The 15,453-nt window shown below is 59.7% G+C and carries 14 protein-coding genes and 1 pseudogene; 2 read left to right on the top strand and 13 right to left on the bottom strand.

Annotation, left to right across the window (positions count from 1 at the left end; genetic code table 11):
* Positions 1 to 141, top strand: a pseudogene (locus Q7V31_RS11345) (IS5/IS1182 family transposase); the annotation flags it as partial.
* Positions 142 to 241: 100 nt separating this feature from the next.
* Here Q7V31_RS11345 and Q7V31_RS11340 read toward each other — a convergent pair.
* The 8 genes from Q7V31_RS11340 to Q7V31_RS11305 all read right to left on the bottom strand — a co-directional run bounded on the left by Q7V31_RS11340 (position 242) and on the right by Q7V31_RS11305 (position 8,886).
* Positions 242 to 1,933: an FAD-dependent oxidoreductase gene (locus tag Q7V31_RS11340; protein ID WP_304734355.1), complete on the bottom strand. Its 1,692-nt coding sequence runs from the start codon at positions 1,931 to 1,933 to the stop codon at positions 242 to 244.
* Positions 1,934 to 2,045: 112 nt separating this feature from the next.
* A complete protein-coding gene (locus Q7V31_RS11335; RefSeq protein ID WP_304734353.1) occupies positions 2,046 to 2,501 on the bottom strand; it encodes a DUF3237 domain-containing protein in 456 nt (151 codons plus the stop codon).
* A gap of 85 nt (positions 2,502 to 2,586) precedes the next feature.
* Entirely contained in the window at positions 2,587 to 3,378 is a 792-nt protein-coding gene (locus tag Q7V31_RS11330) for a 2-keto-4-pentenoate hydratase (RefSeq protein WP_304734351.1), read from the bottom strand.
* Positions 3,379 to 3,381: 3 nt separating this feature from the next.
* Entirely contained in the window at positions 3,382 to 4,146 is a 765-nt protein-coding gene (locus tag Q7V31_RS11325) for an HpcH/HpaI aldolase/citrate lyase family protein (RefSeq protein ID WP_304734350.1), read from the bottom strand.
* A gap of 11 nt (positions 4,147 to 4,157) precedes the next feature.
* A complete protein-coding gene (locus Q7V31_RS11320) occupies positions 4,158 to 4,991 on the bottom strand; it encodes a fumarylacetoacetate hydrolase family protein (protein ID WP_304734348.1) in 834 nt (277 codons plus the stop codon).
* Positions 4,992 to 5,032: 41 nt separating this feature from the next.
* Positions 5,033 to 5,935 carry a VOC family protein gene (locus Q7V31_RS11315; RefSeq protein WP_304734346.1) on the bottom strand — a complete coding sequence of 301 codons (903 nt, stop codon included), beginning with the start codon at positions 5,933 to 5,935 and terminating at the stop codon, positions 5,033 to 5,035.
* Positions 5,936 to 5,947: 12 nt separating this feature from the next.
* Complete coding sequence (locus Q7V31_RS11310) at positions 5,948 to 7,405, bottom strand: aldehyde dehydrogenase (protein WP_304734343.1); 1,458 nt, start codon at positions 7,403 to 7,405, stop codon at positions 5,948 to 5,950.
* Positions 7,405 to 8,886: a 4-hydroxyphenylacetate 3-hydroxylase family protein gene (locus Q7V31_RS11305; protein ID WP_304734341.1), complete on the bottom strand. Its 1,482-nt coding sequence runs from the start codon at positions 8,884 to 8,886 to the stop codon at positions 7,405 to 7,407. The genes Q7V31_RS11310 and Q7V31_RS11305 overlap by 1 nt, the downstream gene beginning before the upstream one ends.
* A gap of 168 nt (positions 8,887 to 9,054) precedes the next feature.
* Between Q7V31_RS11305 and Q7V31_RS11300 the strand changes: the two genes are divergently transcribed.
* Entirely contained in the window at positions 9,055 to 9,873 is an 819-nt protein-coding gene (locus Q7V31_RS11300) for a TetR/AcrR family transcriptional regulator (protein ID WP_304734339.1), read from the top strand.
* Positions 9,874 to 10,096: 223 nt separating this feature from the next.
* Here Q7V31_RS11300 and Q7V31_RS11295 read toward each other — a convergent pair whose 3' ends face one another.
* The 5 genes from Q7V31_RS11295 to Q7V31_RS11275 form a co-directional block, all read right to left on the bottom strand.
* Positions 10,097 to 10,423: a 2Fe-2S iron-sulfur cluster-binding protein gene (locus tag Q7V31_RS11295; RefSeq protein ID WP_293510573.1), complete on the bottom strand. Its 327-nt coding sequence runs from the start codon at positions 10,421 to 10,423 to the stop codon at positions 10,097 to 10,099.
* A 107-nt stretch (positions 10,424 to 10,530) separates the two neighbouring features.
* On the bottom strand, positions 10,531 to 11,784 hold the full coding sequence (locus tag Q7V31_RS11290) for a cytochrome P450 (RefSeq protein ID WP_304734332.1): 1,254 nt from the start codon (positions 11,782 to 11,784) through the stop codon (positions 10,531 to 10,533).
* A 132-nt stretch (positions 11,785 to 11,916) separates the two neighbouring features.
* Entirely contained in the window at positions 11,917 to 13,551 is a 1,635-nt protein-coding gene (locus tag Q7V31_RS11285; RefSeq protein ID WP_304734329.1) for an NAD(P)/FAD-dependent oxidoreductase, read from the bottom strand.
* A gap of 156 nt (positions 13,552 to 13,707) precedes the next feature.
* Positions 13,708 to 14,154 carry a PaaI family thioesterase gene (locus tag Q7V31_RS11280; RefSeq protein ID WP_304734327.1) on the bottom strand — a complete coding sequence of 149 codons (447 nt, stop codon included), beginning with the start codon at positions 14,152 to 14,154 and terminating at the stop codon, positions 13,708 to 13,710.
* Between the two features lie 51 nt (positions 14,155 to 14,205).
* The gene (locus Q7V31_RS11275) at positions 14,206 to 15,339 is read right to left on the bottom strand and encodes a nitronate monooxygenase family protein (RefSeq protein ID WP_304734324.1); all 1,134 of its coding nucleotides are present in this window, start codon (positions 15,337 to 15,339) and stop codon (positions 14,206 to 14,208) included.
* Positions 15,340 to 15,453: the final 114 nt, after the last annotated feature.

The raw sequence follows: 15,453 nt of genomic DNA, 5'->3' as shown, positions 1-15,453 counted from the left end.
CTGGTCGAGCGCTTCTTCAACAAGCTCAAGCACTTCAGGCGCGTCGCCACGCGCTTCGACAAGCTCGCACGCAACTTCCTCGCTGCGGTCGCCATCGTTTCAATCCGGATATGGGCCCGTGCTTATGAGTCCACTACCTAGACGCCGCACAGCTTCAAGTCGGCGCACGTGCGTCTTTGGGCTTACGCCAACCTTGGACCATGCGGGTTGGCAAATTCCAGGTCAAACAAACCGAAAAACGTCAGATGTGTCCGGCGCCTTTCATGGCAGCAATGTAGCCAAATGTCATGGCCGGGCCGATGGTCGCGCCAGGTCCAGGATAGGAATTCCCCATGACGGACGCCGTGCTGTTCCCCGCCGCCCACAGACCCTCGATAACTTCTCCCGACTGCGAGACAACCTGTCCGAACTTGTTAATAACAAGCCCACCGCGCGTGCCGATATCGCCGGGATAGAGTCGTATGGCGAAGAAAGGAGCTTTCGTCAACGGTGCCAGATTCGGATTTTTGAAAAAGGGATCGCCGTACATCCGATCATGCGCGCTGTCGCCTCTATGATAATCCTCATCAACGCCGGTCTCGGCGAGCTTGTTGAATCGCTCCATTGATTTTACGAGACGGTCCGCCGGAACGCCTATCTTCTCCGCAAGTTCTGCAAGGCTTGGTGCCGAAACCACGTCACCACTCTCACTCCACCGCTTCGGGAGGGGCTGGCGCGGCATATTCGAGGCGATCATATAGTAATCCTTGTACGCCTTATCGAGGATGAGCCATACCGGCACGCAGGACGTGCCTGCCCCGTTGTGCATTTCGTAAATCCTGGTGACCACGTCGCAATAAGGTGCCGCCTCGTTTACGAAGCGATCACCTGAGGAATTCACGATCATGGATCCCGGAAGCGAGCGCTCGAGAACGCAGAAATGTGGATTCTCGTTGGCGTTTACGTGACTGACCGGCCCCCACCAGGCATCGTCCATCAGATCGAGCCGGGCACCAATGCTCTCGCCGGCGCGAATGGCATCGCCCGTGTCGCTTTCGGCGGCAAGCGACCATTTCGAGCTTGTGGGATGCGGAAGATAGCGATCGCGCATTTCCTGATTGTGGGCGAAGCCGCCGGCGGTCAGCGCCACGCCGCGCCGCGCCTTGTATCGAAGCGTCTTGCCGCCCTTCGACACCTCGGCGCCGACGACGCGACCGTTCTCCATCACCACCGACGTCAGGCCCGTATTCACTTCGAATGGAATGTTGGCACGCAATATAGAGTAAAAGAGCCGACCGGCGGTGCCCTGTCCCGCCGTCATCACTTTTTTGCCAAGCAGCCTGTTCGCGATCGTGTTGAAAGCCGCCTTCATGAACTTGCGTTTTCCGTCCCAATGGTGGCGCATCCGGGCGACCGAAAACAACTCGAACAGCAGGAGGCCTGCGTAATGGGTGCCCGACAGAACCGGCGGGCGGAAATATTTCTGATTGGCGCCAAGCAAAGTCCCGTTGAAGGGAACGGCTTCCAGGGCGCGGCCTTCGGAGAAGCCGCCAGGCGCTTCGGGATAATAGTCCGAGTATCCCTTGCTCCAGATGAAGCGCGTTTCAGTGTGATCGCGCAGGAACTCGATCATTTGCGGACCGTATTTCACAAACGATTCCTGAACTTCCGAGGGCACGCGATTGCCGACCGTGCTGGCCATGTAGGTCCTGGCGCGTTCCTCCGAGTCCGGCAGCCCGCCCTCGTGCACCAGGTAATTGTTGGGAATCCAGACCACGCCGCCTGATCGCGCCGTGCTGCCGCCCATATAGGGCGACTTTTCGATCACCAGCGTATCAAGACCCAGATGCTTGGCCGTCAGGGCTGACACCATTCCGGCACCGCCGCCGCCCACGACCAGCCAGTCCACCTCTTTGTCCCAGCGAATGCCGGCTCCCGCTCCATTGTCAGCCACAAGTGTCCTCCCTCAATTTGTCCGACGCACAGAAAGCCGATGCCACCCGCATTTCCCGGCACCGCATGAAAGGCTGGCGGGGGAACCCGCCGCCTCGCTCCGGGCGCATGTTTCAATCGTGCGCCTGCTCGTAAACCTGATACTCGATGCCGCCCGGGTAAACGCGCCCCTCGCCGACACCCAAAACCCTGTTCAACCATTTGTATTTTTCGGCACCCGTCTCGAAACGCAGCTGGCTCAAAAAATACGAGTCGCCGATTTTCGTTTCGCCGCCACTGAGTGCCGCAGTCACAAATTTTTCGTTGTAATCAAGAAAGCCGGTATAATGAACATAGATGTGTGCGCCATCGTTCGTCTGCAGAACGATACGCACGTCGATATGCCCCAAATTCTCGGAATCGATAAGGATCCAGTCGGCACCACTGCTGCAAACGGTGCCCGTGAGTCGCTTGCCCTCGAACGCGCCCCCCGTAATGTTGGCGACAAGCCGCTTGCCTTGCGTCGTGTCGCCGATATCGAATGGCGAGGCGACAAGAACGTGAATTTTCATCAAAGGGACCAGCTTCATGTGGTTTTAATCCTTATACAGATTTATATAACCCGGACTTGCGCGACACTTTTTCTATTTTGGACAGTGACCGGCCGTCCACAATTCAGATAAAACTCGCGGACAGATCGCCCAATCCCTGGTCGAAGCGGCACAAAACATCGTCGCCGGCCTTAACGGGAATTGCCCGCACAAAAGACCCGGTAAGCACCACCTGACCCGGCTCGAAAACAACGCCGAATTCGCCGAGCTTGTTCGCAAGCCAGGCGACGGACGTTACGGGATTGCCCAGAACCGCCGAGGCTTCGCCCTCGACTTCCGGCTTGCCGTTCAACTTCAACTCGCCATGCACGCGCCGCACGTCGATCGCGTCAAGCCTCCTTGGGTTGGCACCCAGCACGACACCGCCGCAGGCTGCCAGATCGGCCACGGTGTCGATGATGCCGAAACCAGGCTCCGGCATTACGCGGAAATCGACAATCTCGATCGCCGGGACAACAAAATCGGTCGCCCGGAGCACGTCTACGGGCAGCACACCCGGCCCCTCGAGCGCGTGCTTCATGACGAATGCGATTTCGATTTCGATCATCGGGCGGAAAAACCGGCCAGCGTCGATCGGCGTCGCTTCGGGCAGGAACATGTCGTCGGTTATCGCGCTGAAATCCGGCTCCGAAGATCCTGCCATTTCCTGCATCGGTTTCGACGTAAGCCCAACCTTGTAGCCCCTCACCTTGGCACCCGCATCAACCTTGCGGCGCACGAACTCTTCCTGAACCAGATAGGAGTCCTCGACGGTCAAGCCAGGATAGGTTCCGGTCAGCCGCGGCAGCGGCTTGCGTGTCTTGTAGACGTCGAAAAGCTTGTCGACGATTTTTGTTCTTGTCGCGCTATCCAGCATTTCTCATTCCAGTTTTTTCACGATTCTGAGGCTTGCCATGCTCGCCGAAGTGAGCGCCGCAATGTCTGTCGTAACCGAGACCATCTGAAACCCTTGCGTGACGCGTAGCGGCGCGACGGCCGCATTCGACAGGACGGCTACCGCCTTGCCGTGCCGCCGACAGGCGGCGACAATGGTCTTTATGGCGTCGTCGAAAATCGGCTTTCCGTCATTGTCTCCCGGCGGCAGGCCAAGCGCGACCGAAAGATCGAAGGGCCCCACCAAGACGGCGTCCACACCCGGCAAGCTGACGATTTCATCGACCTGATCAAGCGCGGAGCGCGTCTCGATCATCGGAATGACGACAACACGGTCGTTGGCAGTCAAGGCATAGCCCGCGCCGTCGCGCGTTCCGACACGTACAGGCCCGAAGCTGCGGCGCCCAACTGGCGGATAGCGGCAGGAGTCGACCAGACTCCTCGCATCGTCGGCCGTCTGAATCATCGGAGCGACGACACCAAGGGCGCCCGCATCCAGAACGCGACCGACGATGCCCGGCTCGTTCCAGGGCACCCGTACAATCGCTGGAATTCCGCGAATGTCGGCGGCGCGGATCATATCAAGCGCCTGTCCATAGTCCATGCAGCCATGCTGCATATCGACGAGTATCCAATCGAAGCCAAGCGACGAAATAGCCTCGACGCCGAGCGCGCCGGGCATCATGCACCAGGCGCCAAACGTCACCTCTCCAGCCGCCCAACGCGATTTCAGAGACAAGGCTTCCGCCATTTTTATATCCCTCAGAACTGCCCGAGCGCGACGCGGCGGACGGCGTCGGTGTCCGTCGGCTCGTGCCCGACCTTGTGGGTGGGCGCCGGCACTTCCTGCACCGTGTTGGTGATCTTACCGATACCCGTCACCTCCACTTCGACGACGTCGCCGGGGTTCATCGGACGCGAATTGGCGGGCGTGCCGGTGAGCACGATGTCGCCGGGCAGGAAAGTGATGTGGCGGGAGAGATCGGCGAAGATGTAGTCGATCGGGAAGGTCATTTCGCTTACCGGCCCGTCCTGCACCACCTTGCCGTTGATATAGGTGCGGACGCTTTCCTTCCGAATATCGACACCGCGCACGATGCCCGGACCGACGGGGCAGAAGCCATCCTGGCCCTTCACGCGGAGCATCGAGCCCGCATCCGTGTCGCGGAAGTCCTGTGCGCCGACATCGTTGGCCGGGGCGAAACCCGCAAGGCAGTCCCACACTTCATCGGGCGCGACATTGCGCATGGGCTTACCGACGATGGCCGCGATCTCTCCTTCGTAATTGAGATACTGGCAATCGGCGGGCCGGTTGAGGAAACCGCGATGCGAATTGAGTGTCGTCAGCGGCTTCTGGAAGTAGGTTGGCGTGACGAGCGGCGGCGCCTTGAACTCGACGCGGCGCGAATCGTAGTTCAGATGGATGCATATGATCTTCGTCGGATCGCAGGGCGGCAGATAGGTCGCGCTCGCTTCATCCACCGTTCGCCCGTCGCCGAGACGGAGCGTGCCGCCTTCCTCCGGTTTAACCCATACCGGCGTTCCCTGATGCAGGATGCGCCGCCATTCCCCGCGCGGACCTTCGAGAACCGACATATCTTCCTCTCCTGTTTTCTTTTCTGTTTCGAGTTCGCGCGTCAGACTTCCATCAGGCCCTTCTTCATTACGGCCTCGTCAGGTTCGTGGCCGTAAGTATCGCGCTGGTAGTATTCCGATTGGTGCGTCGCTTCGCGCGCCCCCCAGCCCACTTCGCACATCCAGCCGGACGGGTTCATGAAATAGAAAGAATACATATGGTCGTTGGCATGGCGGCCCGGTGCCATCGGGACGGGAATACCCGCCTTGCGCACGATCTCGTAGGCAAGACCGACATCGTCCAGACTCTCGACTTCGATCATCAGATGATTGATGCGCTTTTCGCCGGGCGGGCCGAAAGCCACCGTATGGTCGCGCGTATTGCAATGCATGAACATGAGGTCGAAAGGCTTGTCGAGGCCGGGAAAGGGAATCCGGTATTCGATGCCGCCGCGCATGCCGAGCAGCTTGTAGAACTCGTAGGTCTTTTCGAAGCCGACCGTTTCCTTCTGGATCAGATGGCCGAGGCCGCCGTCGCCCGTCTTGAAGCGGCCATGCATGCGGCGGCCCGGATGGAAGGGCTTGTCCGCCTGGACCTGGGGGCCATGAAAAATCTCGATCGGAAACCCGCTCGCATCCTTGAGCTTCATGATCTCGAGAACGCGGCGGTCTGCCGCTTCCGCCTCGGAACCGATACGCACCTCCACTCCCGCGCCGGTGAGCTTCCTGTGCATCTCGCGGAACTCCTCGACACCGGCGACGCGGAAGCCGAGATAGTTCAGATCGTCCGTTCCATCTTCCTCGAGAATGAAGCGGTGATGCCAGTAGTCCATCCGCAGATAGCAGCGGCCTGGCTCTCCCTCATCTACGACTTCGAGTGCCAGGATATTCGTGGCGTAATCCTTCCACGCCTCGAGGCTTTTGACCCCGAGGCCCATATAGCCGAGCTCCGTAACCTGAACCATGATTGCCTCCCCTCAGGCGAACGATCCCTTGCGGACCGATATGTTTTTTATGTCGGTGTAGAAATCGAAGCTCCAGACGCCGCCTTCGCGGCCGATGCCCGAGTCCTTCGAGCCACCGAAAGGTGCCGCGAGGTCGCGGATGAAGAAGCAGTTGACCCAGAAGGTTCCGGCGACGACCCGCGAGGCAATATCCATCGCCCGTTTCTCGCTGCGGCTGAAGAGTGTGCCTGCGAGGCCGTAGCGCGTGTTGTTGGCAAGTGCGACAACCTCGTCGTCGGAGGAAAAACTCTGCCAGGTGAGTACCGGGCCGAAGACTTCGCGCTGCGCGATTTCCAGTTCGGGGCTCACACCGGCAAAGAGCGTCGGTTCGAAATAAAGCTCGCCGAAATTCGCGCGGTTCCCGCCCCAGAGCGGCACCGCGCCGTCCGCCTTCGCGCGCTCGACGAAGCCCGCGACGCGCTCGAAATGCTCCTTGTGGATCAGGGGCCCGACGCGCGTATCCTTGTCGCGCGGATCGCCCACCACCATGTGGCTTGCCGCACTGCGCACCTTTTCGAGAAATTCCTCCTCGATCTTCTTTTCCACCAGGATGCGCGTGCCCGCGAGGCAGACCTGACCCGCGTTCATGTATTGGGCGGCGACCGTCTGCGCCGCCGCGTCCAGATCGGCATCGGCGCAGACGATGAAAGGCGACTTGCCGCCCAGTTCCGCACTCATCGGCGTGATCGAACGCGCTGCCGCCTGACCGATGAGTTTTGCCGTATCGGTCGAGCCGGTGAAGCTGATGCGGTCGACATCGGGATGGTTCACCAGCGCGTCGCCCGCAACCTCGCCGATCCCCTGCACGACATTGAGAACTCCCGGCGGCAGGCCCGCTTCATGCGCGATGTCGGCCATGAGCGAACAGGTGAGCGGCGCCCATTCCGGCGGCTTCACGACGATGGTGTTGCCGGCGGCAAGCGCCGGGCCGACTTTCCATGTCGTCAGCATCAGAGGCGCGTTCCACGGCGTGATCAGCACTGCGACGCCCGCCGGATCGTATTTCACATGGTTCACGACTTCGGGCGAGTCGATCGTATGGCCATCCAGCGTCGTCGCCCAGTCGGCGAAGAACTCGATGTTCTGCGCCGCGCGCGGCACCACGCGATGAACGTTGCCCATGAGGAGCGAGCCATTGTCCATCGTCTCGACGGCCGCGAGTTCGTTTGCGCGCGCCCTTATGCCTTCCGCGAATTTCTTCAGGATCGGCAGCCGTCCCTTGGGACCGAGGGCCGCCCATGCCGGAAAGGCTTTCCGTGCCGCGGCCACCGCCGCATCCGCCTCTGCCTTGCCGCCCGCCGAGATGTCCGCGAGATGCGAGCCGTCGATGGGAGAGAAGTCGGCGAATTTCCGCTTCGAAGCGACGCGCTTTCCGCCGATCCAGTGATCCGCCGAAACCTCGACGCCTGCAACTTTCACGATACCGGCCATCACACCGCCTCCACGAGACGACTTCCGGATTTTTTCCCGACTTCGATGTCTTCCGTCAGGAAGCGGTCCACCAACTCGTTGGCGCGCGCGCGGTCCCCAAACAGATGGGCCATCTGATAGTTGCGGGCCGAAGAACCGAGATAGAAGCGTTCGTACTGAAGATTCCGACCTGCAAGACCCGTACCGACGAAATCCCAGGCGAGCCGGAAGACGCGCGCGCGCTGCTCGGCACCCACGTCGCCGGCACCGCGCAGATAATGATCGATGAGCGGACGGAGACCGGCATCGTCGAGCTGAGCGCGGCTCGGCGCAGCGAAGACATTATGCGATCCGATGAGCTGGATGATTTCGCTGACCCGCGCCATCCATCGCGGCATCGATGCGCGAAGGGCGGAAAAGGGCTGGGCGTCCGGCAGCCAGACGCCATTGCCATAGTCGGTAGCCCCGTCTTCGGCGGCCTTCAGACAGGCGCGCGTCAATTCGGCATAGCTCCAGATTTCGCCGAGCATCTCCCATGTCTGCGGCTTGACGTCGTTGATCACCTCGGTCATCCGCGAGGCGAGACCCCAGGCGAATTCCAGTTTCGTCAGTGCCCGGACCGTCGTCTGCTGCATGACGTTCGGCCACCAGCTGCGCATCATGACCGAGTTGTAGACGGCAGTGTTGCAGTTGACGTGTATCCGGTCGCGCGGCACCTCGACATTGTCGAAGATCACGAAGGCGTCCTGCTCGTCGAACCGGGTCGAGATCGGATGATCGAAAAAATTTCCGCTTTTGGAAAATGAATCCCGGCAGATGAATTTGAGACCCGGGGTGGACATCGGAATGCAGAAGGAGATCGCGTACTCGTCGCAATCGGGCGGCAAGGGATGAGACGGATAGACCGCGATCTCGTCGGCGAAGGGCGCGAGCGTCGCGAGGATGCGCGCACCACGCACGACGATACCGTGTTCGGTTTCGCCGACCTTGCGAAGGGCCACATCGTTGCCGGGTTGCGGCGCGTCGCCCTGCGCCTTGTCGATGGTCGGATTGACGATCGTATGCGTCAGCGAAATATCATTGCGGCGCAGGAACTTCTGATAGTTGACGAGATTTTCCGCGCCTTCCTCGTTGCCGTTGACGGCCCATTCCTCGGCGCGGCCCGCGAAGCCCGCATAGGTCACGTTCATGTAGTCCGGCGTACGGCCCATCAGGCCCACCGAATAGGCGGCGATTTTCTCCAGCCCCGCGCGACGGCGCGCCAGATCCTGCCTCGAGCGGGGGATCATATGGCTGACATTGATCTTCTCGCCCGTTTCCGGGTCCGGCATCAGGCAGGCGTCGGCCTCCTTGTGCTGGAGATCGTAGACAGCGGCGACACCGCGCGCCGCGCCCGCGAATGCGGGATCGCGGGCGACGTTCTCGATCTTGCGGTCATCGACCCAAATCTCCCGGGGTTGCTTGAGGCCTTCCAAAAACTGCGCGCCCGTACGTGCCGGCATGGCTTCCTCCCTTTATACTTGTCTTGACATCCGGCCGGAATGGCATGGCCGGCACATCCGCCAGCAGCCACCCATATTTTATATACACTCATTTATGAGTAGAGTCATATATTCCATGCATTGCACAAACCTGTCAACCGGCCCGGTTTGCCGACGAATGGCGCATGAATGGTCAAGATACTTGCCGCGCCGCCAAATACTCTGGCAGAAAGGGCCTGGCAGCAGTTTGGCGCAGCCTTGCTACAATCAGGACATGCGATGGACACATCTTCAAAAGCAGGCAAGCAAGCCGGTGCCAAATCCGCAAAGAGGGAACATCCGCAGACGGGTGGGCGAAGAGACCGCAACAAGCGGGAAAAGGTCGCGCGCATCACGGCGGCGGCCCGCACTCTGTTTCACGCCAAGGGTTATACGAAAACGACCACGCAGGAAGTGGCGGAAGCTGCCGATATCGGAGCTGGTACGCTGTTTCTCTATGCCAAATCAAAGGAAGACCTCCTCATCCTGGTTTTCAAGGATGAAATGAGCCAGCTGATAGAGGAAGTGTACGGAACAATTCGGAAGAATGCCTCGTTGCTCGATCAAACGGAGTCATTGTTCGACGGGTTTATTGAATATCACAGGCGCGATGTTGTCATTGCCCGCGCGCTAATTCGCGAACTCAGCTTCTCCGGCAACCCCGGGCGCCGGAAAGACGTGCTCACCATTCCAGAAGCGATTATCGAAAAGCTTGTCCATTTCGTCTCAGCGGCTCGGGCGCGCGACGAAATTCGCGCCGATATCGATCCGGCCGAAGCAGCGCGATGCCTGTTTGCTATCTACTATCAGCAGCTGCAAACCTGGTTGGGGACCTACGTCAGCCACAGCGCCTTCAAACAAAACATGCATGTACTTCTCAAATTCGTGATCGACGGAATGTCCGTAGGCGTCATACGCAAAACAGAACCCTCGCGAAATAAGCGAGCGTCGCGGACCGGGAAAAGATGAGAACAGGCTCGTCGTACCGACGCTGTTAACCCAGGAAAACCAGCACCGCCGAAGGCGAATGAGTTTGGCGAATTCAGCGTTCCAATTCTGCCGACTTTCGGGATCAGCGCGAAGACGAGGTTTGGTTCGGAGGACCACTCTCGACCCAAGGTGCAGTCGACGCCCGTCTTTCAAGGGCGGAGGATCGGGGGGAGAAACCTCGAAACCCGCGCGCCGACTGCGACTAGTGCTGACCGTCAGGTATTCTCAACGTGAGACCGTCGAGATCGTCGGTCATGGCAATCTGACAGGCAAGGCGGCTGTTTTCCGTCGAACCTTCGGCAAACTGCAACAGGTTGTCTTCCATGCCGCCGGGCTCGGCCATGCCGGTCCGGTCGATCCACGCGGCATCGACATGCACATGGCAGGTCGCGCAGGCGCACTCGCCCCCGCAATCGCCGTCGATGCCCGGCACACCGTTGTTGACCGCCGCATCCCTCGCGGTCGTGCCGCTCTTGACCGCGATGGGAAATTCGGTGCCGTCCGGCTCGATGAAAATGACTGTGGGCATTTTTTACTCTTGTCGATCATGCTGGATGAAACAGCGGGTGGATCCTTTCCGTGACGAAACGTAGGCGCCGTTTCATCGCGAAATAACGCGCCAGACCGGACCCGGCTCTAATGCGCGTGCAGTTTCACCGGCAAATGGGTGAACCCGCGGATGAAGTTCGACAGTGTCCTCTCGGGCGCACCGACAATCTCAACCTTGCTGAAGCGCTTCAGGACTTCTTCCCAGATGATGCGAAGCTGCAGTTCCGCCACGCGGTTCCCCATGCAGCGATGCACGCCGAAACCGAAGGAAAGATGGTGACGGGAATTTGGACGGTCGATGATGAATTCGTTCGGGCGGTCGATCACCTCGTCGTCCCGGTTGCCCGACAGGTACCACATGACGACCTTGTCGCCCTTCTTGATCTTCTTGCCGCCGATTTCAGCGTCCATGAGCGCCGTCCGCCGCATATGCGTCAGCGGTGTCTGCCAGCGGATGATCTCGGGGATCATTTTCGGGATGAGGCCCGGATCGGCCATGAGCTTACGATATTCCGCCGGGTTCTGATTGAGTGCGAGCACCCCGCCGCTAATCGAATTGCGCGTGGTATCGTTGCCGCCGACGATCAGAAGCATCAAATTCCCGAGAAACTCAAGGAATGGCATGTCCCGCGTCGCCGGCGCATGCGCCATCATCGAGATCAGATCGGACTTTGCCGGCTCGTTGATGCGTTTGTCCCACAGATCCTTGAAATAGTACGCACATTCGAGAAGTTCCTCGCGGCGCTGTTCCCAGGACGAAACCACGCCTGTTTCAGGCGTGGCCGTTGCCACGTCCGACCAGCGGGTGAGCCTGCGCCGTTCCTCCCAGGGAAAGTCGAACAACGTCGCCAGCGTCATCGTCGTCAGCTCGACGGACACCGTGTCGACCCAATCGATCTCTTCGCCGATGGGAAGCGAGTCGAGAATAAGCCCCGCGCGCTCGCGGATGATGGGCTCCAGCAGAACAAGATTGGACGGCGCGACCGCCGGGCTCACCGCCTTGCGCTGCGCATCGTGCTTGGGTGGATCCATCGCAATGAACATTTCGAGTTCAAGTGCGCTCTCACCTGTTTGCATGTCCTGGATGGCGATGCCGCCTATCTTGGCTTCGGAGGAGAACGTCTGGTGGTTCACCTCGACCTGCATGATGTCGTTGAATTTTGTTATCGACCAGTAGGGGCCATAGGCGCTCTCGGGGCAATAGTGGACAGGGTCCTCCCGCCGCAGCCGCGCGAAGTAGCTCCCGATCGTGTCGTTTTGAAAGAGCTTCGGATCGCTGACATCGATCTGAGACAGCGGGACCGTCGAAACCGGATCGCGCACCAATGTGTCAGTCGTCATCTCTCTGTCCTCCCGGTCGGCGTCTGTGCGGCATCCATCCGTCATGGCGCATGCGATGTCTTCATATGAATTTATTATAATAGATAATGGGCAATTCGGTGTCAAACGCTCTTGGTCGCCGCTGCGGTTCCGTTAATCCAAGACGAATCCCTCATAACCCTTGGACGCGGCGGCATTGCACTGGTCCATATAAATGGGCATGCCGGGGAAATTCAGAAGCTGTCGCGGCTTTCCCGGAATGTTGGCGCCCATATACCAGGAATCGGCGCGGGGAAAGAGCGTCATGTCGGCTATGGAGTTCAGGAGTTGCGTCCATCCCTCCTCCGCCTGAGCGGTCGCCTCGATCCGTCTCCTGCCCTTTTCGCGCATATACCTGAGGCAGTCGACGACCCATTCGCCCTGCACTTCGGCGCATGTCGGGCCGTTGCAGAATCCGGAGGGACTCTGCGGACCGTAAAGAAAAAGCATATTCGGAAATCCCGACGTCGCGAAACCGAGATAAGTACGCGCTCCTTCGGTCCATTTTTCCTTGAGCGTCACGCCGTCCGTTCCGCGTATATCGATCTGGGTCAATCCGCCGGTCACGGCGTCGAACCCCGTCGCCAGGACGAGCATGTCGAGTTCAACCAGGCCATCCTTCGTGCGCACGCCTTCGGGAACCACTTCCTCGATCGGCGTCTCGCGCACATCGACCAGGCTGACATTCTCCCGATTGAACACTTCGTAATACCACTGCTCCAGCGAGGGACGTTTGACGCCGAATGGGTGGGGCGGCTCCATCGGCGCAAGTTTGTCAGCCAACGCCGGATCCTTGATCCGGGCGCGAGTCTTCTCGCACCAGAAATCGTACATGGTACGGTTTGCTTCCTCATCCGTCAGGATGTCGGCAAATCCGCCGATCCAATAGTGGAAGCCGCCTTTTTGCCAGAGCTTTTCGTAGAGCGCTCGGCGCTCTTCTGGCGGCACTTCCAGTGCAGACCTTTCGTCCCTGAGAATGTCGAATCCGCCGAACGTTTCGCGCCGCATGCGGAATATCTCCGGATAATCGGCCTTCATCCGCTGCTGCGTCTCGACGTCGAGCTTTCGCTGCTGCATCGGCAAAGCGAGGATCGGCGTGCGCTGGAACACCGTCAGGTGCGCCGCGTCCTTGCTGGCTTCCTGCACCACCTGAACCCCACTCGCTCCGGTTCCCACGACACCAACCCGCTTGCCTGCAAAACTGGAACCTTCCTGGGGCCACAATCCTGTGTGCCACGATTCTCCAGTGAAGCTTTCAAGACCCTTGTAGTTCGGAATATAGGGCTTCGATGCAAAGCCGGTGCAAAGAATGAAGAACCGGGCGCGCACGACGTCGCCGTCGGTCGTACGGATAACCCAATGATTGCGCGTCTCGTCGAATTCCGCCGCGCTGACGCGCGTGCTAAACCTTATGTCGCGGCCGAGGTCGAGTTTCTTGTCGACGTAGTGGAAGTAGCGGCGCAGTTCATCCCAAGCAGGAAATCTCTCGGTCCAGTTCCAGTCACGCCACAATTCCTCGATCGAATATTCATAAATCGGAATATGGGAATCGACGCGCGCGCCGGGATAGCAGTTCCAGTACCAGATGCCGCCCATGTCGGCGCCGGCCTCGAACAGGCGCACCTTAAAACCTTCCTGGCGCAAGCGATGCAACTGGTAGATGCCGTTGAATCCCGCTCCGACAATGAGCGCATCCAATATTTCGGCATCGTCATTTTTTTGCGTCTGGCCGGATTGCACCAAACTCATGGAAACCACTTCCCTTCATATCTATCGAATGCTGCCTGGACCTGCGGCGACCTTCCCCGCCGCGAAGAGGCCGGGCTCGTCCCAGAATTTGTCCGGCGAGCAATCTTCCTCACGGCGCCGGGACCGGAAAAAAGCAAGGCTCCCTGCAGGAGTTGTCTATGCAGGCCTTGGATCACGAATGAGAACGGTACCCTGAGCCGCACAACAGGCACGGCCTTCGTTCGTCACGTCGATCCGGACGACGGCTGTAGATTTTGTCATCGCGATCAGCTCGGCCACCGCTATCACCTTGCCCGATGATACCGGCGCCAGCAGATTGAGCTTGAACTCCGTCGTCGCCGCCCATTGTCCTTTCCGCATATGCGGATAACAAACGCAGCCCAGAACATGGTCGCACATCGCAGCCAACACCCCGCCATGCATGTTTCCGATCGGCGTCAGCAACCGGTCGGAGACGTCCATCTCGGCGGTCAGCTTGCCCGGTTCGATATGCGTAATACGAACCCCCAGAAACTCCGGCAACCCCTTCATTGAATTGCTGGCGTTGATGAAACCCCGTGCGATTTCCTGGTTGAACTCCGGCAGCTTTGCAACAATTGTCATCTCGTTTTCTCCGAAACCTTCAATGGTACCCAAGGCGCGCGCAGCCGAGTCTTACAGATAGATATTTGCCCTGCCCAGTGAGCTTTCGGCGCTTTTCACGAGATCGGCCATGACTTCCGCAGCCGGCCTCACCTTGTGAATGAGACCCATGCCCTGCCCCGCGAAACCGGGAGCGATATCTTTCCGCTTTACCGCCGCCGCCGCCGCCAGCACCGGCATCGCAACCATGGGCTGGAAGGGCATGGGCAGCGGCTCCAGACCTGCCTCGGCAAAAGCCTCGGACCATTTGTTGCGAATGATGCGGGCCGGCTTTCCGGTGACGGTCCGGGAAACAAGCGTATCGCCGTCACCCGACTCGACAATCGCGTCCTTCTGGAAATCCTCGATGCCGGCCTCATCGGTCGCGAGAAACGCCGTACCGATCCAGGCGCCTTCGGCGCCGAGCATCATGGCCGCCGCGATGCCGCGCCCGTCGGAAATGCCGCCCGCGCCGAGTACGGGAATGCGACCCGCAATCGCATCGACAACCTGCGGGATGAGCGCCATCGTTCCGATGGGTGAATTGTGCCCGCCCCCGTCATGGCCCTGCGCGACGATCAGATCGATGCCGGAATTGACCACCTGCAGGGCATGCTTCACCGCGCCGACGACCGCCATCACCTTGGTGCCGTTGGCGTGGAGCCGATCAAGCCAAGGCCCCGGATTGCCGAGACCCGCCGCATAGACAGGAACCCGCTCCTCAACCACAACTTCCATTTGCGCTTCGAAGAATTCTTTCGAAAACAGCGGCGCGTTCGATTTGGACGAACGGTGAGCTTCCTCGGATGCCCGCGCCCTGGATTTCAGCGGCGGTATGTTTTCCTTCTTCATGAAATCTTGCGCGAATTTCTGGTACTCAGGCAGCAAATCCATCGGAGACGGACCAGCCTTGCCCTTATAGGCTTCCCTGCGCACGGAGGCTGGCAGCAGGGTGTCCACACCAAACGGCTTGTCCGTAAGCGACCGCGTTTCCCGAATCCATTCACGCAGTTGATCGGGAGAGCAAGCAGCCGCGCCGAGCACACCAAGGCCACCCGCATTCGATACCGCCGCCGCAAGCCGTGGAACGCTCGCGCCGCCCATACCGGCCAGCAAGATCGGGTATTTGATGTTCAGAATATCGCATACTCGGCTATGCAGGGTCACAGCTATCCTCCCATCCGGCGGCTTCATTGGCCGCGTTATTTATGATCATAAATTATCGATGTCCGGGGAGCGGCGCAAGTGTCGCAAAAACGACGTTGGCATCGCGAACACTCG

It is taken from the genome of Parvibaculum sp., assembly GCF_030651915.1.
Lineage (GTDB): Bacteria > Pseudomonadota > Alphaproteobacteria > Parvibaculales > Parvibaculaceae > Parvibaculum.
Note: the sequence above shows the minus strand (reverse complement) of the source record. Positions and strands in the feature narration are given on the sequence as shown.